The organism is Streptomyces sp. NPDC050504 (assembly GCF_044458065.1).
Taxonomy (GTDB): Bacteria; Actinomycetota; Actinomycetes; order Streptomycetales; family Streptomycetaceae; genus Streptomyces.
In genome coordinates, this window is record NZ_JBITHO010000003.1 from 559,677 (window position 1) to 582,395 (window position 22,719).

20 protein-coding genes are annotated in these 22,719 nt (G+C 73.7%); 8 read left to right on the plus strand and 12 right to left on the minus strand.

Annotated elements, in window-relative coordinates; all coding sequences use genetic code 11:
- Position 1: 1 nt before the first annotated feature.
- The 3 genes from ACIBNE_RS13610 to ACIBNE_RS13620 all read left to right on the plus strand — a co-directional run bounded on the left by ACIBNE_RS13610 (position 2) and on the right by ACIBNE_RS13620 (position 4,255).
- On the plus strand, positions 2 to 730 hold the full coding sequence (locus ACIBNE_RS13610) for an ABC transporter ATP-binding protein (protein ID WP_399271599.1): 729 nt from the start codon (positions 2 to 4) through the stop codon (positions 728 to 730).
- A complete protein-coding gene (locus ACIBNE_RS13615; RefSeq protein WP_399271598.1) occupies positions 727 to 3,603 on the plus strand; it encodes an FtsX-like permease family protein in 2,877 nt (958 codons plus the stop codon). Before ACIBNE_RS13610 ends, ACIBNE_RS13615 begins: the two co-directional genes overlap by 4 nt.
- Positions 3,604 to 3,694: 91 nt before the next feature.
- On the plus strand, positions 3,695 to 4,255 hold the full coding sequence (locus ACIBNE_RS13620) for a bacterial proteasome activator family protein (protein WP_399271597.1): 561 nt from the start codon (positions 3,695 to 3,697) through the stop codon (positions 4,253 to 4,255).
- Between the two features lie 211 nt (positions 4,256 to 4,466).
- On the opposite strand, the gene ACIBNE_RS13625 is transcribed toward ACIBNE_RS13620, so the two are convergent.
- The 7 genes from ACIBNE_RS13625 to pdhA all read right to left on the minus strand — a co-directional run bounded on the left by ACIBNE_RS13625 (position 4,467) and on the right by pdhA (position 12,723).
- Positions 4,467 to 5,483: an NAD(P)H-quinone oxidoreductase gene (locus ACIBNE_RS13625; protein ID WP_399271596.1), complete on the minus strand. Its 1,017-nt coding sequence runs from the start codon at positions 5,481 to 5,483 to the stop codon at positions 4,467 to 4,469.
- A gap of 101 nt (positions 5,484 to 5,584) precedes the next feature.
- Entirely contained in the window at positions 5,585 to 6,640 is a 1,056-nt protein-coding gene (locus ACIBNE_RS13630) for a potassium channel family protein (RefSeq protein WP_399271671.1), read from the minus strand.
- Positions 6,641 to 6,660: 20 nt separating this feature from the next.
- The gene (locus ACIBNE_RS13635; protein WP_399271595.1) at positions 6,661 to 8,121 is read right to left on the minus strand and encodes a molybdopterin molybdotransferase MoeA; all 1,461 of its coding nucleotides are present in this window, start codon (positions 8,119 to 8,121) and stop codon (positions 6,661 to 6,663) included.
- Positions 8,118 to 9,104: a DUF6457 domain-containing protein gene (locus ACIBNE_RS13640; protein WP_399271670.1), complete on the minus strand. Its 987-nt coding sequence runs from the start codon at positions 9,102 to 9,104 to the stop codon at positions 8,118 to 8,120. The genes ACIBNE_RS13635 and ACIBNE_RS13640 overlap by 4 nt, the downstream gene beginning before the upstream one ends.
- 51 nt (positions 9,105 to 9,155) lie before the next feature.
- Complete coding sequence (locus ACIBNE_RS13645; protein WP_399271594.1) at positions 9,156 to 10,574, minus strand: dihydrolipoamide acetyltransferase family protein; 1,419 nt, start codon at positions 10,572 to 10,574, stop codon at positions 9,156 to 9,158.
- On the minus strand, positions 10,574 to 11,584 hold the full coding sequence (locus ACIBNE_RS13650; protein ID WP_399271593.1) for an alpha-ketoacid dehydrogenase subunit beta: 1,011 nt from the start codon (positions 11,582 to 11,584) through the stop codon (positions 10,574 to 10,576). Before ACIBNE_RS13650 ends, ACIBNE_RS13645 begins: the two co-directional genes overlap by 1 nt.
- A complete protein-coding gene (gene pdhA / locus ACIBNE_RS13655) occupies positions 11,581 to 12,723 on the minus strand; it encodes a pyruvate dehydrogenase (acetyl-transferring) E1 component subunit alpha (RefSeq protein ID WP_399271592.1) in 1,143 nt (380 codons plus the stop codon). Before pdhA ends, ACIBNE_RS13650 begins: the two co-directional genes overlap by 4 nt.
- A 184-nt stretch (positions 12,724 to 12,907) precedes the next feature.
- Between pdhA and ACIBNE_RS13660 the strand changes: the two genes are divergently transcribed.
- Positions 12,908 to 13,408 (plus strand): Lrp/AsnC family transcriptional regulator, encoded by a 501-nt coding sequence (locus ACIBNE_RS13660; RefSeq protein ID WP_399271669.1) that lies wholly within the window; start codon positions 12,908 to 12,910, stop codon positions 13,406 to 13,408.
- Positions 13,409 to 13,479: 71 nt separating this feature from the next.
- On the opposite strand, the gene ACIBNE_RS13665 is transcribed toward ACIBNE_RS13660, so the two are convergent.
- Positions 13,480 to 14,070 (minus strand): TetR/AcrR family transcriptional regulator, encoded by a 591-nt coding sequence (locus ACIBNE_RS13665; RefSeq protein ID WP_399271591.1) that lies wholly within the window; start codon positions 14,068 to 14,070, stop codon positions 13,480 to 13,482.
- The gene (locus tag ACIBNE_RS13670; protein WP_399271590.1) at positions 14,067 to 15,578 is read right to left on the minus strand and encodes a 3-hydroxyacyl-CoA dehydrogenase; all 1,512 of its coding nucleotides are present in this window, start codon (positions 15,576 to 15,578) and stop codon (positions 14,067 to 14,069) included. The genes ACIBNE_RS13665 and ACIBNE_RS13670 overlap by 4 nt, the downstream gene beginning before the upstream one ends.
- Positions 15,579 to 15,701: 123 nt before the next feature.
- Between ACIBNE_RS13670 and paaN the strand changes: the two genes are divergently transcribed.
- The gene (paaN, locus tag ACIBNE_RS13675; protein WP_399271589.1) at positions 15,702 to 17,375 is read left to right on the plus strand and encodes a phenylacetic acid degradation protein PaaN; all 1,674 of its coding nucleotides are present in this window, start codon (positions 15,702 to 15,704) and stop codon (positions 17,373 to 17,375) included.
- 96 nt (positions 17,376 to 17,471) lie between these two features.
- Here the strand turns inward: paaN and ACIBNE_RS13680 are convergent, their stop codons facing one another.
- From ACIBNE_RS13680 to ACIBNE_RS13690, 3 genes are all read right to left on the minus strand, one after another.
- Positions 17,472 to 18,065, minus strand: coding sequence for a TrmH family RNA methyltransferase (locus ACIBNE_RS13680; RefSeq protein WP_399271668.1), 594 nt, complete (start codon positions 18,063 to 18,065; stop codon positions 17,472 to 17,474).
- Between the two features lie 113 nt (positions 18,066 to 18,178).
- The gene (locus ACIBNE_RS13685; protein ID WP_399271667.1) at positions 18,179 to 19,642 is read right to left on the minus strand and encodes an HTTM domain-containing protein; all 1,464 of its coding nucleotides are present in this window, start codon (positions 19,640 to 19,642) and stop codon (positions 18,179 to 18,181) included.
- Between the two features lie 71 nt (positions 19,643 to 19,713).
- A complete protein-coding gene (locus ACIBNE_RS13690) occupies positions 19,714 to 20,433 on the minus strand; it encodes a DUF5819 family protein (RefSeq protein ID WP_399271588.1) in 720 nt (239 codons plus the stop codon).
- 115 nt (positions 20,434 to 20,548) lie between these two features.
- On the opposite strand from ACIBNE_RS13690, the gene paaA reads away from it, so the two are divergent.
- From paaA to paaC, 3 genes are read left to right on the plus strand one after another with little or no spacing between them, the layout of a single operon-like run.
- Positions 20,549 to 21,619: a 1,2-phenylacetyl-CoA epoxidase subunit PaaA gene (gene paaA / locus ACIBNE_RS13695; protein ID WP_399271587.1), complete on the plus strand. Its 1,071-nt coding sequence runs from the start codon at positions 20,549 to 20,551 to the stop codon at positions 21,617 to 21,619.
- A complete protein-coding gene (gene paaB / locus ACIBNE_RS13700) occupies positions 21,616 to 21,906 on the plus strand; it encodes a 1,2-phenylacetyl-CoA epoxidase subunit PaaB (RefSeq protein WP_267241764.1) in 291 nt (96 codons plus the stop codon). The genes paaA and paaB overlap by 4 nt, the downstream gene beginning before the upstream one ends.
- Complete coding sequence (gene paaC, locus ACIBNE_RS13705; protein ID WP_399271586.1) at positions 21,903 to 22,667, plus strand: 1,2-phenylacetyl-CoA epoxidase subunit PaaC; 765 nt, start codon at positions 21,903 to 21,905, stop codon at positions 22,665 to 22,667. The genes paaB and paaC overlap by 4 nt, the downstream gene beginning before the upstream one ends.
- Positions 22,668 to 22,719 lie beyond the last annotated feature (52 nt).

Consider the following 22,719-nt stretch of genomic DNA (forward strand, 5'->3'; position numbering starts at 1 on the left):
CATGTCCACACCCGTGCTCGAACTCCGGGCGCTGACCCGTACCCACGGCTCCGGCGTCGCCGAAGTGCACGCCCTGCGCGGGGTCGACCTGACCGTGCGCGCGGGCGAACTCGTCGCCGTCATGGGGCCTTCGGGATCCGGCAAGTCCACGCTCCTCACCCTCGCGGGCGGCCTCGACACCGCCACCGGCGGCGAGATCCTGATCGAGGGACAGCCGCTCTCCGGCCTCGACCGCAAGGGCCTCGCCGCGCTGCGCCGCCGCAGCGTCGGCTACGTCTTCCAGGACTACAACCTCATCCCCGCCCTCACGGCCGCCGAGAACATCGCCCTGCCCCGCGAGCTGGACGGCGTCCCCGTCCGCAAGGCCCGCGAGGAGGCCGTGGCGGCCCTGGAGGAGATGGGGCTCGCCGAGGTCGCCGACCGCTTCCCCGACGAGATGTCCGGCGGCCAGCAGCAGCGCGTCGCCATCGCCCGCGCCCTGGTGGGGGACCGGCGCCTGGTCCTCGCCGACGAGCCGACCGGCGCGCTCGACTCGGAGACCGGCGAGACGGTCCTCGCCATGCTGCGGGGGCGCTGCGACGCGGGCGCGGCCGGCGTGATGGTCACCCACGAGCCGCGGTACGCCGCCTGGGCCGACCGGGTCGTGTTCCTGCGCGACGGCACGCTGATCGACCAGACCCTGACCTCCGACGCCGACTCCCTCCTCGCCACCGCCGAGGGCACCCGATGAGCGCTCTGGGAGGGTGGCGGGCCGCCCTGCGCATCGCCAGGCGCGACGCGCTGCGCGCCAAGGGCAGGTCCGCCCTGGTCGTCGCGATGATCGCGCTGCCGGTCCTCGGGGTGACGGCCGCCGACGTCACGTACCGCAGCGCCGAGCCGACGGCGGCCGAGCGGCTCACCGCCGAACTGGGCTCGGCCGACGCGAAGTTCTCCGACGCCGGAATGGGCGCCACGCCCGTCGAGCAGCTGCCCGACGTCTCCGCCGTCGGCACGCCGGGCGGCAAGGCACCGGCGCGGGAGCCCGAGGGTGACGTCGACGTCGAGGCCGCGATACCCGCGGGCGCCCGGCACATCACCCGGCAGTCCGTCCCCGCGACCGTCTCCACCGCGCACGGCGTCGCGGGCACCGAGATCACCGAGCTGAGCACCGGCGACCCGATGGCGCGCGGCATGATCGACCTGGTCGAGGGGGAGTTCCCCGACGCGCCCGGCGAACTGGCCGCCACCGGGGCGTTCCTGGAGTCGGCGGGCCTGAAGGTCGGCTCGAAGACCGAAGTGCGCGGACTGGACCGTACGTTCACCATCACCGCGTCCGTCGAACTGCCCGACGCACTCGCCAAGCGCGCGCTCTACGCGGAGCCGGGCGCCGTCATCGCGCCCTGGCAGCAGGCCTCGACACGCGACAAGAACGTCCTGCCGCCCAGTGCCGACAAACGCGAATGGCTCGTGAAGGCCGCCGGGAACACCGGCGTGACCTGGGCGGACGTGCTCGCCGCCAACAAGACCGGCGTGGTCGTGGAGTCCCGCTCCGTGGTGCTCGCGCCGCCCCCGGACTCCGAGGTCCCGCTGGCGGCCCGCATCGGCGGCGGCTTCGGCGACGACTCGACCGAGCTGGGCATCGCGGCCGTCACCATCGTCGCCATGGCGGTGCTCGAAGTCGTCCTGCTCGCGGGCCCGGCGTTCGCCGTCGGCGCGCGCCGCTCCCGCCGCCAGCTCGGACTGCTCGGCACGTGCGGCGGCGACCGGCGCCACATCAGGTCGGTCGTCCTCGCGGGCGGGCTGGTGCTGGGCACGATCGGCGCGGTGACCGGCGCCGTCCTGGGCATCGGGCTCACCGCGCTGCTCCGGCCGATTATCGAGGGCTGGACGGGCAAGCGCTTCGGCACCCTGGAGACGCCTCCGCTGGAGATCGCCGCCATCGCCGCGATCGGCCTGGTCACGGGCGTCCTGGCGGCGCTCGTCCCGGCGGTCGTCGCCGCCCGGCAGTCCGTCCTGGAGGCGCTGACCGGACGCAAGGGCGTACGGCACGCCTCGCGGACGCTGCCGACGCTCGGCGCCGCCGCGCTCGCCCTGGGCGTCACGATCGCGCTGTTCGGCGGCACCACAGGCGCCGGCACCCTGGTCGCGGGCGGCTCGATCATCGCCGAGCTGGGGCTGCTCTGCTGCATCCCGGTGATCGTCGGCTTCCTCGGGCGGCTCGGCAGGCGGCTGCCGCTCGTCCCGCGCCTCGCCCTGCGCGACGCCGCCCGCAACCGGGGCCGCACCGCGCCCGCCGTCGCCGCCGTGATGGCCGCGGTCGCGGGGAGCGTGGCCATCGCCACGTACACCGTCAGCGAACGCACCCAGATGGCGTACGACGTCCAGCAGTCCCTCACGCCCGGCACCGTCGCCCTGGTCGCCGACACCCTGGAGAGCAGGACCGACACCCGCCAGGCCCTGGCCCTCGCCCGGCCCTCGGCCGAGCGGAGCCTGCCGCTGGCCCCCGGCGGGCGCGCGGACTTCGGCCGGGTCTGGGCGGGCAGCGACTGCAACCGCTACCGGACCCACGACGCCGAGGGCAACGAAACCGGCTGCGGCTCCCTGGAGTTCGTGAAGCCCGCAGGAAGCCAGTGCCCCCTGCGCGGCAAGGGCGCGGCGGCGCTGGCGGCCCGGCTCTCCGCCGGCGAGCACAAGAAGCTGAAGGAGTCCCCCGCCTGCGCGGACGAGAACGTCGCCATGGACGTCTTCGGCACCGGCCTGAACAACATCGTCACCGGTGACGAGCAGCTGCTGCGCACCTACGTCGGCCTGGAGGACCCGGCGGCGCTCAAAGCGCTCGCCGCGGGCACGCCCGTGCTGCTCAACAGCGCGTTCGCCAAGGACGGCAAGGTCACGCTGAAGGCCGTGCACACGTACGGCCCGAAGGACGGGGCGGGCCGCAAGGCGCACCCGGGCAAGGCCAGGACGGTCGTGTCGAAGGTCCCGGTGTACATCGCCCCCGACACCTACGTGACGACGCCCGGCATCCGCATGATCATGCCGCCGGGCTCCGCCGAGAAGCTCGGCCTGCACACCGAACCGGTCGGCTCGGTCTACCGGGTGCGGCACCAGCCGACCGACGCCGAGCGCCAGAAGGTCGACGACGCGCTGCTCCAGGCGGGCAACACGGTCTTCCTCCACACGCCGATGAAGATCTCGGGGGCCGACGACCCGATGCTGCTGATCCTCGCCCTGTTCGCGGGCGTGGTGACGCTCGGCGCGGCCGCGATCACCACGGGGCTCGCCAAGGCGGACGCGGAGGCCGATCTGACGACGCTCAGCGCGGTCGGCGCGCCGCCCCGGGTGCGGCGCTCGCTCTCCGGGTTCCAGTGCGCGGTGGTCGCCGTGACGGGAGTGCTGCTGGGCACGGCGGCGGGCCTGGTGCCCGCGGTGGCGCTGCGCCTGGTGGACCTGCGCCAGGCGACGGCGGCGATGCGGGCCAACCCGATGGACTCCGCGTACACGCCCATCGTGCTGCCCTGGACGACGATCGGGATCCTCACGGTGGCCGTGCCGGTGCTGGCCGGACTGCTGGCGGCGGGCCTGACCCGCTCCCGGCTCGCGCTGGCGCGCAGGGCCGGCTGAACTTTCCGGTCCGTTCGCGCCCCCCGGGGGTGGATCATCCACTCCCGGGGGCACACAGCCCTATGAGGCACGTGTGCGAGAGAATGGCGGCATGGAGATGCCGAGGAGTGAACGGTCGGATCAGTCGGAACAGCCCCAGGAGCGTCCCCACATCCTTGTGGTGGGGCAGGACGGCATGGCTCTCGGCGGCGTTGAGGGCGACGACGAGTCGCGCGAGGTCCCGGTGACGGAAATGGTCGAACAGCCCGCGAAGGTCATGCGCATCGGCAGCATGATCAAGCAACTCCTGGAGGAGGTCCGCGCGGCCCCCCTGGACGAGGCGAGCCGGGTGCGCCTCAAGAACATCCACGCGTCGTCGGTCAAGGAGCTGGAGGACGGCCTGGCCCCCGAGCTGGTGGAGGAGCTGGAGCGGCTCTCCCTCCCGTTCACCGACGAGGCGATCCCCTCCGAGGCGGAACTGCGGATCGCGCAGGCCCAGTTGGTGGGCTGGCTTGAGGGCCTGTTCCACGGCATCCAGACCGCGCTGTTCGCCCAGCAGATGGCGGCGCGCGCCCAGCTGGAGCAGATGCGCAGGGCGCTGCCCCCGGGCGCGAGCCACGAGGACGACGACGAGAACCCCCACGGCCCGGTGCGGTCGGGCCCGTACCTGTAGGAAAACGCGCGACGCCGGCGGGCCGGTTCCAGCCCCGCCGGCGTTCCAACCCCGTCGGCGTTCGGGGCCAGTCGGCGTTCGAGACCCGGGGGTTCGGGGCCCGGGAGTTCGGGGCCCGGGAGTTCGGGGCCCGGGAGTTCGGGGCCCGGGAGTTCGGGGGCGGAGCCCGCCGACCTGTCCGGGCCGGGCCCGGTTCCGGGAGCGCGCGCCCCTACACCGCCAACAGCACCTTCCCCACGTTCTCCCCGGCCTCCAGCGCCCGGTGCCCCTCCCCCGCGTCCCGGAGCGGCACCACCCGGTCCACGACCGCCCGCACCCGCCCGGAGGCGAGCAGCGGCCACACGTGCTCCCGCACCGCCGCCACGATCGCCGCCTTCTCCGCCGACGGCCGCCCCCGCAGCGAAGTCGCCGTCACCGAAGCCCGCTTCGCCAGCAGCGCCCCGAGGTTCAGCTCGCCCTTCACCCCGCCCTGGAGCCCGATCACGACGAGCCGCCCGTTCACCGCGAGCGCCTGCACGTTCCGCTCCAGGTACTTCGCGCCGACGACGTCGAGGACGACGTCCGCGCCCGCCCCGCCCGTCGCCGCCCGCACCTCCTCCACGAAGTCCTGCTCGCGGTAGTTCACGAGCACGTCCGCGCCCAGCTCGGCGCAGCGCGCCAGCTTCTCGGGGGACCCCGCGGTCACCACGACCCGGGCGCCCACCGCCTTGGCGAGCTGGATCGCCATCGTGCCGATCCCGCTCGCACCGCCGTGCACGAGCAGCGTCTCGCCGGGCCGCAGACCGGCGCCGAGAACACCGGAGGCCGCGCCCGATGCGGCACCCGCGCTCATGAAGACGTTCGCCCACACGGTCGACGCCACCTCGGGCAGACCCGCCGCCGTCACCAGGTCGATCCCGTCCGGCACCGGCAGCAGCTGCCCGACGGGCACCACGGCCTTCTCCGCGTACCCCCCGCCCGCGAGCAGCGCGCACACCTCGTCGCCGACGCTCCAGCCGACCACCCCGGGCCCGAGCGCGGCGATGCGCCCGGAGCATTCGAGGCCGGGGAGGGCGGACGCCCCGGGCGGCGGGTTGTAGAACCCCTGCCGCTGGAGCAGGTCCGCCCGGTTCACGGCGCTGGCGACGACCTCGACGAGTACTTCGCCCTCGCCGGGCACGGGATCGGGGACCTCGGCCCAGACGAGCGCTTCGGGGCCACCGGGTTCGGGGATCGTGATCGCATACATGCCCCGACGCTACTCCAGGTCCCCCGGGGCCACTTCGGGTCCTCCCGCTGCTCCGGGCCCCGGCGACACTTCGGGTCCTCCCGTTACTCCAGCGGCCCCGGTTACTCCAGCGGCCCCGGCGGCGGCGGGCTCGACGCCCGCACGATGCTGATCACCCGGTCCGTCAGCTGGAGCGGGCTCGCCTCCGGGTCGTCGTACCCGAGCAGCCGGTGCCCGCGCACCACGCTCACCACCAGGTCCCCGGTCTCCCGGACGCTCTTGCCGACCTCGCTCTTTATCACCGGCCGTTCGACCAGATCGAGCCCGCTGCCCTGCTGGATCAGGTCCTCCATGACCGCGCCCGCGCTCGGGCTGAGCACCGAGAGGCCGAGCAGCCGCCCCGCCGCGCTCGCGCTGGTGATGACCGCGTCCGCGCCGGACTGCCGCAGCAGCGGCGCGTTCTCCTCCTCCCGCACCGCGGCGACGATCTTCGCGCCCTTGTTGAGCTGCCGCGCGGTGAGCGCGACCAGCACGGCGGTGTCGTCGCGCTGGGTCGCGATCACGACCTGACGGGCCTTCTGGAGTTCGGCCCTCAGCAGTACGTCGCTGCGCGTCGCATCGCCCATGACCCCCACGAAGCCCTCGGCGTTGGCCGCCTCGATGACCTTCGCGCTGGGGTCGACGATGACGATCTGGTCCTTCTTCAGACCGGTGGCGCAGAGCGTCTGGATCGCGGACCGGCCCTTCGTACCGAATCCGACGACGACGGTGTGCTCACGCAAGTTGCTTCTCCAGCGGTTCAGTCGCCACTCCTCACGGGTGCGCTCCGTGAGGACTTCGAGCGTGGTGCCGACGAGGATGATCAGGAACAGCACGCGCAGCGGGGTCACCAGCAGCACGTTGACCAGCCGTGCGCTGTCGCTGTGCGGCACGATGTCGCCGTACCCCGTGGTGGAGAGGGTGACGGTCGCGTAGTAGAGGCAGTCGAGCAGGTCCAGGCTGCCGTTGGCGTTGTCGTGGTAGCCCTTGCGGTCGAGCCACACGATGAGGACGGTCAGCCACAGCACGCCGAGCGCCATCAGCAGCCGCTTGGTGACCTGGCGCAGCGGGCGCTCCACGGCTCTGCGCGGAAGCTTCACCCGGCTGGTGACGAGGTGTTCGTCGGCATGTCTGGCCATCGCGTCGTGGCCGGGAAGTTTCACGTGAAACACGCCTCCGTCCAGGGGAGGCGCAGGACCTCCAGCTCGTCGCCCGGCCGCGCGCCGCCGGGCGGCACCACGGCGAGCCCGTCCGCGGCGGCGATGCCGCGCAGCATCGCGGGCCCGTTGTAGTGCAGCGGCAGCAGCCGCCCCGCCCTGACCTCGACCGGCACCAGACGGGTGTCATGAGGATGGCCGTGCACCTCGTCGCGTACGGCCAGGGTGTACGGCTCCCGCGGCGCCGCGTGCCGCGCCAGCGCCCTGACCAGCGGTCCGGCGAGGGTGAGCAGTCCGGAGACCGCGGCGAGCGGGTTGCCGGGCAGCCCGACCAGATGGCGGCCGGGGGAGAGGCGGGCGAGCAGCATCGGGTGGCCGGGGCGCACCTTGACGCCGTCCACCAGGAGTTCGGCGCCCACGGCCGTGAGCACGGGGTGGACGTGGTCGACGGGTCCGGCCGCGGTGCCTCCGGTGGTGACCACGAGCTCGGCCTCGGATTGAGTGACGGCGCGCAGGAGTTCGTCCGCGTCGTCCCCGACGCGGCGCACCCGGGCGACGTCGGCGCCGAGCGCGCGCAGCCAGGGGCCGAGGAGCGGCCCCAGGGCGTCCCGGATCAGCCCGTCGTGCGGCAGCCCGGCGGCGAGGAGTTCGTCGCCTAGGACGAGGACTTCGGCGCGGGGGCGGGGGACGGTGGGCAGTTCGTCGTAGCCCGCGGCGGCGGCGAGGCCGAGCACGGCCGGGGTCACCAGGGAGCCCGCGGCCAGCAGCCGGTCCCCGGTACGGCACTCCTGGGCCCGGGGCCTGATGTCCTGCCCGTGCACCACCTCGCGCTCGGCGTACAGCTGCGGGGCGCTCCGGGGTTCTTCGGCGGCGTCCCGGGTGCTGTGCGCGGGCGTCACACGGGCGTGTTCGCTGCGGATGACGGCGGTCGCGTCGGGCGGGATCCGGGCGCCGGTCGCGATCCGTACGGCATCGCCGTCGGCCAGCCTGCCGGGGGCGGCGCTCCCGGCGAGGACGCCCGCGCCCTCCCGTACGGTCCAGGGCCCCGGGCCCGACGCGGCCCAGCCGTCCATCGCCGACGTGTCGAAGGGCGGCAGGTCGGTGAGGGCGTCCAGCGGTTCGGCGAGGGTCCGGCCGAGCGCGTCGGCGAGGGGAGTCCGGTGGGTACGGGCGGGGGCGCCCCGGCCCGCGCGTGCAGCGGTCTCCCGGGCCTCGGCCCAGGGGGTGGCGCGGTGCCGCCCGGTGCCGGGGCGGGGGGCGGGGGGTCCGGTGGGCGCGGCGGTCCCGGAGGGCGGGGCGGACGGGGTGGATCCGGTGTACGGGGTGGACGGGGCGGGCGCTGAGGGCGAAGTGCGGCGGGGGCGCGCGGAGTCGGCGGCGGCGCGGCTCACCAGCGCCAGGGCCTCCTCGACCCCGTCCAGCTCCCGCTCACGGTCCCGGCCCTCTTCCCGCTCCGGCGTCATCCGGCGTCCGCCGCGTCGGACGCACGGCCCTCGGCGGCCCAGCGCGCCGCGAGGGCGACGGCCTTGCGGGTGGCCTCGGCGACCGCTTCCGCGCCGCCGCCCGCACCGGCTACGCGGCCCGCCGCGTAGCCGACCAGGAAGGTCGTGAGCGGCGCCGCGGGCCTGGCCACGCCGTGTGCGGCGTCCCTCGCGAGGTCCAGCAGAGCGGCGGTGTCGACGTCCAACTCGATGCCGAGCTCGTTCTTGACTGCGGTGATCCATTCGTCCAGCACGTTTCCATGCTCCCTGATCCGCGCGCGGGCGGCCGCGATGTCCTCCCAGGTGTCGCAGTCGAAGGAGGCGAGGGGGCCGGTGGGGACGCGGGCGAGGTCGAGGCTCTCGGTGAGCAGCCGCAGCGGCAGTCCCGCGAGGTAGCCGTACTCGGCGAAGAGCGAGGCGAGGGCGTGGCGCAGCGGTTCGGCGCGGTAGACGGCGACGAGCGGCTGGTCGCGGCCGTCGGCGTCGACCCCGAGCGCGCCTTCGACGCCGAGCGGACCTCCGGCGCCGGGCGCGCCTTCGCGGTCCTCGGCGCGCGCCGCGTCGAGCAGCGCGGTGACCGTCTCCGTACCGAGGAAGGGCAGGTCGGCGGAGAGCACCAGGACGTACGCGGCGGTGGTCCGCCGCACTCCGGCGTCCAGCGCGGCGACCGGGCCGCCGCCCGGCGGAGTCTCGCGCGCCCAGACGACGGGGCGCGCGGTGGCCCTGCGGTCGCCCACGACGACGGTCGTCCCCGCGCCCGCGCACGCGTCGAGCACCCGGTCGAGCAGGGCCCTGCCGCCCACGCTCAGGCCCGGCTTGTCGGCCCCGCCGAGCCGCTTGGCGGCCCCTCCGGCGAGCACGACGGCGTCGAAGAGGGGGCCGGACGCAAGGTGGCCGGACGCGGAGCCGGATCCGGCGTCGGTCGCGGCGTCGGATGCGGCGTCGGATGCGCCGGGTGCGGTCATGGCCATGGCCCCGAGTATGCGCATACTCGGGGCCAGACGGGACGCGCGGGGTCACACCGTGCGCAACAGCACCACGGGGTTCTCCACGCAATCCGCCACGTACCGAAGGAAGCCGCCCGCCGTGCCGCCGTCGCACACCCGGTGGTCGAAGGTGAGCGAGAGCTGCACGACCTGACGCACCGCCAGCTCGCCCTGGTGGACCCAGGGCTTGGGGACGATCCGGCCGACTCCGAGCATGGCCGCCTCGGGGTGGTTGATGATCGGCGTCGAGCCGTCCACGCCGAACACCCCGTAGTTGTTGAGCGTGAACGTCCCGCCCGTCAGGTCGGCCGGGGTGAGCGCGCCCTCCCGTGCGACCTCGGTGAGCCGGGCGAACTCCGCGCTCAGCGACTCGGCGTCGCGCTCGTGCGCGTCGCGGACGACCGGCACGACCAGGCCGCGCGCGGTCTGCGCCGCGAAGCCGAGGTTGACCCCGGGCAGCCGCACGATCTCCCGGGCCGCCGTGTCGACCGTGGAGTTCAGCTCGGGGAAGCGGGCGAGCGCGGCGGTGCAGATCCTGGCCAGCAGCGCGATGACGGAGATCTTCGGGCCCCCCGCCGCGTTCATGGCGGCGCGCGCCGCCATCAGCTCCGTCGCGTCGGCGTCGACCCAGCAGGTCGCGTCCGGAATCTCGGTGCGGCTGCGGGACAGCTTGTCGGCGACGGCGCCGCGCACGCCGCGCAGCGGCACCCGCTCGCCGACCGGGCCGGTGCGGGCGGGCGCGGGCGCCGGGGCGGCCACCGGCTCGGGCCCGGGGACCCGGATCGCGGCCTCCACGTCGGACCTGAGGATCAGCCCGTCGCGCCCGGAGCCGCGCAACTCCCGCAGGTCGAGCCCGTGCTGACGGGCCAGCTTCCGCACGAGCGGAGAGACCACGGGCACGGGGCCCGAGATCGCAGGGCCCGAATGTGCGGGACCCGAAAGCGCGGGGCCCGAGAGCGCGGCGGCGGACACGGGCTCCGCGCTGACCGGCGCCGTACGAACGGGCGCCGCGGGCACGGCCGCCTGGAGCGTGTCCTTGCGCACCCGGCGCCGCCGCGCGGCCGGCGCGCCCGTCCCGTACCCGACGAGGACGTTGCCCGAGGACTCGGCGGGCCGCGCGGCGGACGCGCCCCCGGAAGGAGCCCCGGTAGAGCCCGCGCCCCCGGAGGGAGCCCCGTCCCCTTCCGCGGCCCCCGCTTCCCCGGCCCCCACGGCGACCGTCAGCAGGGGCGCGCCGACCGGCAGTTCGGTGCCCTCCTCACCGAAGCGCGCGGTGACCACCCCGCCGTACGGGCAGGGCACCTCCACCATCGCCTTGGCCGTCTCGACCTCGACGACCGGCTGGTCGATCGCGACCACGTCGCCGACCGCCACCAGCCAGCGCACGATCTCCGCCTCGGTCAGTCCCTCGCCGAGGTCGGGCAGTTTGAACTCCAGGACCTGGGCCATCAGCTCTCCGCCTCCCACTGGAGCCGTGCCACGGCGTCCAGCACCCGGTCCACGCCGGGCAGGTGGTGCCGCTCCAGCATCGGCGGCGGGTACGGGATGTCGAACCCGGCGACGCGCAGCACCGGCGCCTCCAGGTGGTGGAAGCAGCGCTCGGTGACCCGGGCCGCGATCTCGCCGCCGGGGCCGCCGAAGCCCTGCGACTCGTGCACGACGACCGCCCGTCCGGTGCGCCGCACGGACGCCGTGACGGTCTCGTCGTCGAACGGCACCAGGGAGCGCAGGTCGACGACCTCCAGGTCCCAGCCCTCGGCGGTCGCGGCCTCGGCCGCCTCCATGCAGACCGGCACGGAGGGCCCGTACGTGATCAGCGTGGCGCTGCGGCCGGGGCGGCGCACCACGGCCCTGCCGATGGGCGCCACCTCGCGCGGCTCCCACTGCTCCTTGGCCCAGTAGAGCCGCTTGGGCTCCAGGAAGACCACGGGGTCGTCGGAGGCGATGGCGGCGCGCAGCAGCCCGTACGCGTCCTCGACGGTGGCGGGGGTGACGACGTGCAGTCCCGGCGTCGCCATGTAGTACGCCTCGGAGGAGTCGCAGTGGTGCTCGACGCCGCCGATCCCGCCGCCGTACGGCACGCGGACCACGATCGGCAGGGGCATCGCGCCGCGCGTGCGGTTGCGCATCCGCGAGACGTGCGAGATCAGCTGCTCGAACGCCGGGTAGGCGAAGGCGTCGAACTGCATCTCCACGACGGGCCGCAGCCCGTACATCGCCATCCCCACGGCCGCGCCGAGGATGCCCGCCTCGGCGAGCGGGGTGTCGGTGACGCGCTCCTCGCCGAACTCCTTCTGCAGCCCGTCGGTGACGCGGAAGACGCCGCCCAGCTGTCCGACGTCCTCGCCCATGACGTGCACGGTCGGGTCGTCGGCCATGGCGTCGCGCATCGCGCGCTGGAGCGCCTGCGCCATGGAGACGGGCTTGACCGCCGCCTCGGGCGCCGTGGCCGTGCTCATCGGTCCTGTCCTTCCGCCTCGGCCGCCAGCTCGGCGCGCAGCTGTTCGGCCTGCTCGCGGAGTTGGGCGGTCTGCTCGCCGTACACGTGGGCGAAGAGGTCCATGGGGTCGAGCACGGGGTCCGCGTTCATCCGCTCGCGCAGCGCGGCGGCCATCGTCTCTGCGGCGTCGCGCGCGGCGCGCAGGCCGTCCTCGTCGATCAGTCCGCGCTCGGTCAGCTCCCGCTCCAGCAGGAGGATCGGGTCGTGCGCGCGCCAGGTCTCGACCTCGCTGTCCGTGCGGTAGCGGGTCGCGTCGTCGGCGTTGGTGTGGGCGTCCATGCGGTACGTGACGGCCTCGACGAGCGTGGGGCCGCCGCCGCGCCTGGCGCGGGCCACCGCGTCGGTCAGCACCTCGTGCACGGCCGCCGCGTCGTTGCCGTCCACGAGCCGGCCCGGCATGCCGTACCCGACGGCCTTGTGGGCCAGGGAGGGGGCGGCGGTCTGCTTGGCGAGGGGCACGGAGATGGCGAAGCCGTTGTTCTGCACGAGGAAGACGACCGGGGCCCGCCAGACGGCGGCGAAGTTCAGCGCCTCGTGGAAGTCGCCCTCGCTGGTGCCGCCGTCGCCGACCATGGCGAGCGCCACGACGTCGTCGCCCTTGATGCGGGCGGCGTGCGCGAGGCCCACGGCGTGCGGCAGCTGGGTGGCGAGCGGGGTGCTCAGCGGCGCTATGCGCAGCTCGCGGGGGTCGTACCCGGTGTGCCAGTCGCCGCGCAGCAGGGTCAGCGCCTGGACGGGGTCCAGGCCGCGGGCGACGGCGGCGAGCGTGTCGCGGTACGACGGGAAGAGCCAGTCCTGCTCCTGGAGGACCAGGGCGGCCGCGACCTCGCAGGCCTCCTGCCCGACCGTGGACGGGTACACGGCGAGCCTGCCCTGCTTGGTGAGGGCGGTGGCCTGGACGTTGTACCTGCGGCCGCGGACCAGCTCGGCGTGGAGCCTGCGCAGCAGCGCGGGGTCGGCCGACGCGGCGGCTTCCGTGCCGAGCACGCGGTACGGCTCGGGGTCCGGGAGCAGCGGCGCGGGGTCCGTGCGCGGCTTCCAGGCCGGGGGCGGCGTGGGCCGGTAGGCGGCCGCACCCGGCAGCTCTTGGACCGTCATGACACCTCCTGATGGGGGTGGACTGGGCGGCGCGCGGTGTGAGGCGCCTCACCTACCGATTGTTCGGTCGTCGGGGCATTTTGGCTACAGGCACCCTCAGCCTGTGGACAAACGGTTCTCCACAGCCTGGGATAGAGACAGGTCGTCCATCACGAGGAGGCGGGGGGACATGGCGGATGAACAAATGGCCGACGGCGGGGCGTCGGCGGGGAGCCCTCCGCCGCCGCGCGCGCTCGACGCCATCGACCGGGACATCCTGCGGATCCTGCAGACGGACGGCCGCGCGTCGATACGGTCCGTGGCCGACCGGGTCCACGTCTCGCGGGCCAACGCCTACGCCCGGATCAACCGGCTCATCGACGACGGGGTGATCCGGGGCTTCAGCGCGCGGGTGAACCACGAGCGGGCGGGGCAGGGCGCGTCCGCGTACATCACGCTGAAGATCGTGCAGAACTCCTGGCGCACGGTGCGCGAGCAGCTGCTGGCGCTGCCGGGGGCCGCGCACGTCGCGCTGGTCAGCGGCGACTTCGACGTGCTGCTGCTGGTGCACACGCCGGACAACAGGACGCTGCGGGAGCTGGTGCTGACCCGGATCCAGTCGATCGACGAGGTGCTGTCGACGCGCACGCTGCTGGTGTTCGAGGAGACGGACCTGGGCCCGGCGCTGCCGACGGAACTGGAGTGAACAGGACGGCGCCGCGCTTCGGTGGTGACCGGCGCCTCCGCGCTTCGGTGGTGACCGGGCGGCGCCGGGCCTCAGTGCGCGGTGCGCAGCCCGTCGAAGGCGAGCCGCACCACCGTCTCGGCGAGCTCGTCGCCCTCCGCCGCGCCCGGCTGCGGGCGGTACCACTCCACCAGGGAGTTGACCATCCCGAACAGCAGCCGGGTGGCGAGCCTGATGTCCACGTCCGCGCGCAGGTCGCCGTCGGCCGCCGCGGCCTTGAGCAGGTCGGAGACCCGCTGGTCGAACTCTCGGCGCCGCTCCAGCGCCCAGCGCTCGGTCCTGGTGTTGCCGCGCACCCGCAGCAGCAGCGTGACGTAGGGCAGTTCGGCCATCAGCACCTCGACGGTGCGGCGGGTGACGTACTCGACCCTCTCGATGGCCCTGCCGCGCTCGGCGCCCGGCTCTTCGAGGATCCCGAACAGACCGTCGATCGCCCGGCTCACGGCGCGGCGCAGCAGTTCCTCCTTGCCCGCGACGTGGTGGTAGATCGAGGACTTGGAGATGCCCGCCGCCTTGGACAGGTGCTCCATGGAGGTGCCGTCGTAGCCGCGTTCGTTGAAGACCCGGACGGCGACGGACAGCAGCGTCTCGGGGGTGTACGTGTCGCGCTTGGCCGTGGTCATCGGGCGTCGTCCCCTTCGGCCGCGTAGCCCAGCTGGAAGAGCGCGAGGGAGGGGGCGTAGCGCCCGCCTGGGCAGCGCTCGTCCAGGGTGTGCAGCAGGTCGTACGCCCAGTCCTTGCCGAGCCGCTCGTGCCACTGGAGGGGCCCGAGCGGGTAGTTGACGCCCAGGCGCATCGCGGTGTCGACGTCCTCGGCGCTCGCCACGCCCTTGGCGACGGCGTCGGCGGCCAGGTCGATCAGCATCGCGACGGTCCTGGCGACGATCATGCCGGGGACGTCGCCGATGACGCTGACCTCCTTGCCGAGCTTCTGGAAGAGGCCGGTGGCCTCCGCGACGGCCTTGGGCGAGGTGTCGGGGGCGGCGGACAGGGCGATGCGGGTGGCGGCGCGGTAGTCGAGGGCGAGGTCGAAGAAGACCGCGTCGGTGTACTCGACGGAGGTGTGCCCGTCGGCGAGCGCGAGCTGTCCGTCGCTGCCGGGCAGGGTGATGTACGGGCCGCCGTGCTCGATCCGCTCGACCGTGATCCCGGCCTCCTCCATGAGGGCGACGAGCTCTTCGGCGGGGCCGAGGTCGCCCGCAACGGTGACCGATCCGGGCGCCTCGCGGGGTTCGGCGGTGTGCGGCTCGGGACGGGCCGCCCCTTCCGCGTACGGGTACCAGCCGTGCCCGGACTTGCGGCCCAGGCGCCGGGACTCCACCAGGCGGCGCTGGGCGAGGGAGGGGGTGAACTTGGGGCTCTGGAAGAAGGACTCCCAGACGGACCGCGTCACCGCCTCGTTGACGTCCTGTCCGATCAGGTCGGTGAGTTCGAAGGGGCCCATCCTGAAGCCGCCGCTCTCGCGCAGGACGGCGTCGATGGTGGCGGGGTCGGCGCCGCGCTCCTCGTACACCGCGAAGGCCTCGGCGTAGAAGGGGCGGGCGATGCGGTTGACGACGAAGCCGGGGGTGTCGGCGCAGCGGACCGGCGTCTTGCCCCACGCCTTCGCCGTCTCGTACGCGCGCGCGGCGGCGGACTCCTCGGTGGCGAAGCCGCTGACGACCTCGACCAGGGGGAGCAGCGGGGCCGGGTTGAAGAAGTGCAGTCCGACGAACCGTCCGGGCAGCCGCAGGGCGCCCGCGACGGCGGTGACGGAGAGCGAGGAGGTGTTGGTGGCGAGGAGGCAGTCGTCGGCGACGACCTCTTCGAGCGCACGGAACAGTTCCTGCTTGACCGGGAGCTGTTCGAGGACCGCCTCGACGACGAGCGCGGCGTCGGCCAGCTCGGACAGGGCGGCGGCCGGGTGCAGCCGGGCAAGGGCCGAGGCGCGGTCGTCGGCGCCCATCCTGCCCTTCTCCACCAGTCGGGCCAGGCGGGCCGCGATGGCTTCGGCGGCCTCTTCGGCGCGGCCGGGAGCGGCGTCGTGGAGCCGTACGGGGTGTCCCGCGACCAGGGCGACCTGGGCGATGCCCTGGCCCATGGTGCCCGTTCCGACAACGGCTACGGTCCTGCTCGCGTCAATGGCGGTCATGCGCTGATCCTCCCCTACCGGGTTGTCCACAGGTTTGCCAGGCCCCCTTGTCCCGACCGATCGTTCGGTTAATCTAACTCTGTCCGCACGTCCCTGCCCAGCTCGACGAGGAGTTGGTCCTTGATGGCCGCCCCACAGCTGACCGAGGCCCACCGGCCCACGCTCGACCAGGCCCTGGAGGCGATCCGCACCCGCGCCTACTGGTCCCCGCACCCCGAGCACCCCAAGGCGTACGGCGAGAGCGCCCCCGCAGACGGCCTCGCGGCCTTCGAGGCCCTGCGCGGCAGCCGCTTCGAGCTCGACCAGCCCGGCACCGACGGCTGGACGGGCAAGGAGACCTCGCCGTACGGCATCGAGCTGGGCGTCGAGTACCCGCACCCGGACGTCGACGTCCTGCTGCCCGCGATGCGCGCGGGCGTGCCCGCGTGGCGCGCCGCGGGGCCCGAGGGGCGCGCCCTGGTCTGTCTGGAGATCCTGTCGCGGATCAGCGCGCGGACGCACGAGTTCGCCCACGCGGTCATGCACACCAGCGGCCAGGCGTTCATGATGGCCTTCCAGGCGGGCGGCCCGCACGCCCAGGACCGCGGCCTCGAAGCGGTCGCGTACGCCTACGCGGAGCAGACCCGCACCCCCCGGTCGGCGGTGGAGTGGTCCAAGCCGCAGGGCAAGCGGGACCCGCTGAAGCTGACGAAGACCTACACGGCGAGCGGGCGCGGCATCGCGCTGCTCATCGGCTGCAACACCTTCCCGACCTGGAACGGCTACCCGGGCCTGTTCGCCTCGCTGGCCACCGGCAACCCCGTGCTGGTCAAGCCGCACCCGCGCGCGGTGCTGCCGCTCGCGCTGACCGTGCGCGTCGCCCGCGAGGTCCTGGCCGAGCAGGGCTTCGACCCGAACCTGGTGGCGCTGGCCGTCGAGCGGCCCGGCGAGGGCATCGCCAAGACCCTGGCGACCCGCCCCGAGATCAAGATCATCGACTACACGGGGTCGACCGCCTTCGGCGAGTGGCTGGAGGACAACGCCCGCCAGGCGCAGGTCTACACCGAGAAGGCCGGCGTCAACACGGTCGTCATCGACTCGACGGACGACTACAAGGGCATGCTGGCGAACCTCGCCTTCTCCCTCTCGCTCTACAGCGGCCAGATGTGCACCACCCCGCAGAACCTGCTGATCCCCCGCGACGGCATCGCGACGGACGCCGGAGCCAAGTCGTACGACGAGGTGGTCGCGGACGTCGCGGCGGCGGTCGGCGGCCTGCTGGGCGACGACGCTCGGGCCAACGCCCTGCTGGGCGCGGTCGTCAACCCGGACGTGAAGGCGCGCGTGGAGGCGGCGGCCGGGCTCGGCGAGGTCGCGCTCGAATCCCGCGCGGTCGTCAACCCGGAGTTCCCCGACGCGGTGGTCCGCACACCGGTGATCGTGAAGCTGGACGGCACCAAGCCGGACGCCGAGGCGGCGTACATGGACGAGTGCTTCGGCCCGGTCGCGTTCGCCGTCGCGGTGGACTCCACCTCGGCCGCGCTGGACCTGCTGCGCCGTACGGTCCGGGAGAAGGGCGCGATGACGGTCGGCGCGTACACCACGTCGGCGGAGGTCGAGAGCGCGCTGGAGGACGCCTGTCTGGACGAGTCAGCCCAGCTGTCGCTGAACCTGACGGGCGGGGTGTACGTGAACCAGACGGCGGCGTTCTCCGACTTCCACGGCTCGGGCGGGAACCCGGCGGCGAACGCGGCACTGTGCGACGCGGCGTTCGTGTCGAACCGGTTCCGGGTGGTCGAGGTCCGCAGGCAGGGCTGAGACAGGTCTGAGGTCTGAGGAAGGTCTGAGGCAGGGCTGAGACAGGGCTGAGGCACGTGGACGGGGCGCCGGGGTTTCCCACCGGCGCCCCGGCGCTCACACCTGCGCGTACCGCTGCACCCACGCGTGCATGGCGATCGCCGCCGCCGCGCCCGCGTTGATGGACCGGGTGGAGCCGAACTGGGCGATCGAGCAGACCATCGACGCGTGCTTGCGGGCCTCCTCGGTGAGCCCCGGGCCCTCCTGGCCGAAGAGCAGGACGCACCTGCGGGGCAGTTCGGTGCGCTCCAGCGGCACCGCGCCCGGCAGGTTGTCGATCCCGATGATCGCGAGGCCCTCCGCGGCCGCCCAGGCCGTCAGCGACTCGGTGTCGGGGTGGTGGCGCACGTGCTGGTAGCGGTCGGTCACCATCGCGCCGCGCCGGTTCCAGCGGCGCCGCCCCACGATGTGGACCTCCTTGGCGAGGAACGCGTTGGCGGTGCGCACCACGGACCCGATGTTGAAGTCGTGGCCCCAGTTCTCCACCGCCACGTGGAAGTCGTGCCGCCGCGTGTCCAGGTCGGCGACGATCGCCTCGCGCGTCCAGTAGCGGTAGTGGTCGACGACGTTGCGCCGGTCGCCGCCCGCGAGCAGCTCGGGGTCGTACCGCTCGCCCTCGGGCCAGGGCAGGGGGTGCGGCCCCACGCCCACTTCGCCGGCGAACCCCTCGTCGTACTGGAGGGGCTGGTCGGGCGCCCCGGTGGTGGAAGGGGGCTCACCGGCCCCGTCGGGGCCGGGGAGTCGGTTCGGTTCCTCGCTGCTGCTCACCCCACGAGCGTATGGCTACCGCCCGCGCCCGGCCGACCGGCCTGCCCGTCCCCGGCTCCGCCGTCGGCCACCGCACCGCCGGGCCCCGCACCGCCGGTCCCCGTGCCGCCCCCGGCCCCGGCCTCCGCGCGCGGCGCGGCCCCTGCGGTCACGGGGCCGCGCTCCCACAGCAGGCGCCACCCCCGCCCCGACCTGTTCCCCAGCCACACCAGGAACGCCGTGGGCAGGAACACCGCGTCGGCCGCGATCATCGCCAGCGAGAAGAACGGCAGCCCGAGCAGCAGCGCGATGCCCGCGTGCTCCAGCATCATCGCGACCAGCAGCACGTTCTTGACGCGCCGGTTGAAGAGCGTGAACGGGAAGGCGACCTGCACGATCACGGTCCCGTACGTCAGCAGCATCACCATCACGCCGCTGGATGCGAGGAGGTCGGAGAGCGCGGGCCAGGGCGAGAAGTAGTCCAGGTTGAGCGGGTAGTAGAGCGCGGTGCCGTCCTGCCAGCGCGAACCCTGGATCTTGTACCAGCCGGCGGTCGCGTAGATCAGACAGACCTCCGCCATGATCACGACGAGCGTGACGTTGTGCGCGAGGTTGGCCAGCACGTCCAGCAGGGTCCGCAGCTCGCTGCCCGGCGCACGCCGCTCGACGGTCCACCAGAGGCCGTGGACCAGCCACAGCCCCCAGAACACCGTGAGCCAGCCGCCCAGCACGCCGGCCCTGATCTCACCGGTGGCGGTGGCCCAGGCGAGCACGGCGCCCAGCACGCCCCAGAGCACGGGCCCGGCCCACTCGGCGCGCCCCTGGGCCGGGCCGTCCTCCTCCGCGCGGGCGGCGGCCCGCGCCGCGCGCCGCGCGTCCAGCGACCAGACCTGTCCGCAGCGCGTCAGGACGAGGTAGATCGCCATCAGGTGGATGACGTTGTCGCCGCCGTCCCCCATGAAGATGGAGCGGTTCTGCAGCGAGAGCACGCCGACCATGAACAGGACGGACATCGCGCGGGTCCGCCAGCCGAGCAGCAGCAGGAGGCTGGAGAGCACCGCGACGGCGTAGACGATCTCGAACCAGACGGTGCCGTCCGACCACATCAGGACGGTGAAGGAGCCGTTGTCCCCGATCAGCTGCTCGGCGAGGTCCCAGCGCCAGGGGCTGTCGGGTCCGTACAGCTCGCGGCGGTTCGGGATCTCGCACACCAGGAAGACCAGCCAGGACAGCGAGAAGCCGATCCGTACGACGGCGGTCTGGTACGGGCCGAGGGCGGCGGACGTCACGCGCTGGACGGCGGCGCCGAGCTTGCGCTCGGCCTTCCCCAGCTTGCCGTCGGCCTTCCCCGTGCGGCGGCCGAAGCCCTTGCGCCCGGGGGCGGGAGCGGTTGCGGGTGCGGAAGCGGTTGTGGGCGCAGTTGCGGAAGCGGGTGCGGCCTGGGCGGCGGGGGTCGCGTCCGGCGCGGCGGTATCCCGCACAGCGGCGTCCCGCGCGGCGGCGTCCGGCTCCACCGGCTCGTGCGCTCCGGTGCCCCGGGGGCTGGTGCTGCTCACTTCGCGTCCTCCGCGCTACGGCTCTCGGGTGCCTTTCCGCCGGGCCGGTCGGCCTCGTGGACGTTCCACCAGGGCAGGACCCGGTAGGTGGGCCGGGTCGAGTACTTCTCGTCGCTCCACGGCGGGGGCGCGACCGAGGTGCTGGACGAGCGGACCTGGATGCGCCTGACCTCGCCGCCCAGGTCCCGCCCTTCGAGGCGGAGCATCACGATGCGGCGGACGTACTGCTCCGAGAGCGAGCCGCGCAGGCCGATCGGCTGGTTGGCGTTGTCGTGGGAGTTGACGAAGAAGTCCCAGCCGCGGCGCAGTTCGTTCTGGTTCACGTGGCTGGGGATGACGTTGCCCCTGATGGCCGCGGCGTCATCGGCCGAGAGGCTGATCCAGTCGGTCGTCGAGCGCCCGCCGGGGCCCTTGACCTGCGCGCGGACGTGCACGGCGATGTTCTGCTGGAGCGGGTTGGGCGCGAAGAGCTTCCAGTTCTGCTCGAACTCCGGGTAGACCCACTCGCCGATCGTCTTTCCGTGCTTCTTGCTCACGGTGTTGGCGGGCGCGACGTGCAGAAAGATCATGCCCAGGTGCACGAGGCCGAAGACGCCGATCACGGCCAGCGCGAGGGCGGCCACGACCTGGTAGGGCAGCGAGAGTCCGGCTATGCCCGCACGCCGGGGAGCCGCGGCCGGCACATCTGCCGCGCCCTTGTCGTCGTACGAATCCATCCCGCCCCGATCCCCGTCGGTCCACAGCAGTTATCCACAGGGTTGACACCCTACGGGCCGCAGACTCACCATTGAAGTCAATGAACCGAACGATCGGTCGGTAGGGGAGTTGGAGATGACGTCAGTGGCGACAGAGGGGCGCACGACGCCCGGGGCGCACGAGGCGGAGCGGGAGGCCGCCCGCGAAGCGGCGTTCGACGCCGCCGTGGCCGCCGACGAGCGCATCGAGCCCCGCGACTGGATGCCGGAGGCGTACCGCTCCTCGCTCGTCCGCCAGATGGCGCAGCACGCCCACTCCGAGATCATCGGCATGCAGCCGGAAGCCAACTGGATCACCCGCGCGCCCTCGCTGCGCCGCAAGGCGATCCTGATGGCGAAGGTCCAGGACGAGGCGGGCCACGGGCTGTACCTCTACAGCGCGGCGGAGACGCTGGGCACCGGCCGCGACGAGCTGCTCGACAAGCTCCACTCCGGCCGCCAGAAGTACTCATCGATCTTCAACTACCCCACGCTGACCTGGGCCGACGTCGGCGCGATCGGCTGGCTGGTGGACGGCGCCGCGATCACCAACCAGGTCCCGCTCTGCCGCTGCTCCTACGGCCCCTACGCCCGCGCGATGGTCCGGATCTGCAAGGAGGAGTCCTTCCACCAGCGGCAGGGGTACGAACTGCTGCTCGCCCTCTCGCAGGGGACGCCCGAGCAGCACGCGATGGCGCAGGACGCGGTGGACCGCTGGTGGTGGCCCTCGCTCATGATGTTCGGCCCGCCGGACGACGAGTCCTCGCACTCCGCGCAGTCCATGGCCTGGAAGATCAAGCGGCACTCCAACGACGAGCTGCGCCAGCGCTTCGTGGACATAGCCGTCCCGCAGGCCGAGGCGCTCGGCCTGACCCTCCCCGACCCGGACCTGAAGTGGAACGAGGAGCGGGGGCAGCACGACTTCGGCGCGATCGACTGGGACGAGTTCTGGGACGTGCTGAAGGGCAACGGCCCCTGCAACGAACAGCGGCTGACGCAGCGGCGCCGGGCACACGAGGAGGGCGCCTGGGTGCGGGAGGCGGCCGCCGCGTACGCCGCGAAGCACAGCGGCGCGCGGGCCGAAGCACGACCTGACGCACGACCCGAGGCACGAACCGAACCGCAGACCGAAGACGCACCGCACGACCGCAAGGGGGCGACGGCATGAGCAGCTCGACCGACTGGCCGCTGTGGGAGGTGTTCGTGCGCTCCCGCCGGGGGCTCTCCCACACCCACGCGGGGAGCCTGCACGCACCGGACGCCGAGATGGCCCTGCGCAACGCCCGCGACCTGTACACGCGCAGGTCGGAAGGGGTCTCGATCTGGGTGGTGCCGTCCGCGGCGATCACCGCCTCGTCCCCGGACGAGAAGGACCCGTTCTTCGAACCGGCCGCCGACAAGCCCTACCGCCACCCGACGTTCTACGAGATCCCGGAGGGGGTGAAGCACCTGTGAGCACCGAGACCCCGGCAACCACCGGGACCGCCGATGGCACGGCCCTCACCGAAGCCGCCCGGGGCGCCGCACTGGCCCTCGGCGACGACGCCCTGGTGCTCTCGCACCGGCTGGGGGAGTGGGCGGGCCACGCACCGGTCCTGGAGGAGGAGGTCGCGCTGGCCAACGTCGCGCTCGACCTGCTGGGCCAGGCACGGCTGCTGCTCTCCCTCGTCGGCGACGAGGACGAGCTGGCGTACCTGCGCGAGGAGCGCGCCTTCCGCAACCTCCAGCTGGTCGAGCAGCCGAACGGCGACTTCGCCCGCACCATCGCCCGCCAGCTCTACTTCTCCACCTACCAGCGGCTGCTGTACGCGGCGCTGGCGGCGGGCGGCGGCCCCTTCGCCCCGATCGCCGCGAAGGCCGTCAAGGAAGTGGCGTACCACCAGGACCACGCCGAGCAGTGGACGCTGCGGCTCGGCGACGGCACGGCCGAGAGCCACCGGCGGATGCACGACGGCCTGGCCGCGCTGTGGCGGTTCACCGGCGAGATGTTCCAGCCGGTCGAGGGGCTCGACGTCGACTGGCGGGCGCTGGAGGCCGACTGGCTCGCCTCGGTCGCCTCCGTGGTCGAGCGGGCGACGCTGAGCCTGCCCGAGGGGCCGCGGACGGGCGCCTGGGCGGCGGGCGCGGGACGGCAGGGGCTGCACACCGAGCCGTTCGGCCGGATGCTCGCCGAGATGCAGCACCTGCACCGCAGCCACCCGGGGGCGACGTGGTGACCGGCACGTCCCGGGAGACCGCCCCGGACGCGTCGCGGGACACGGCGTCGTA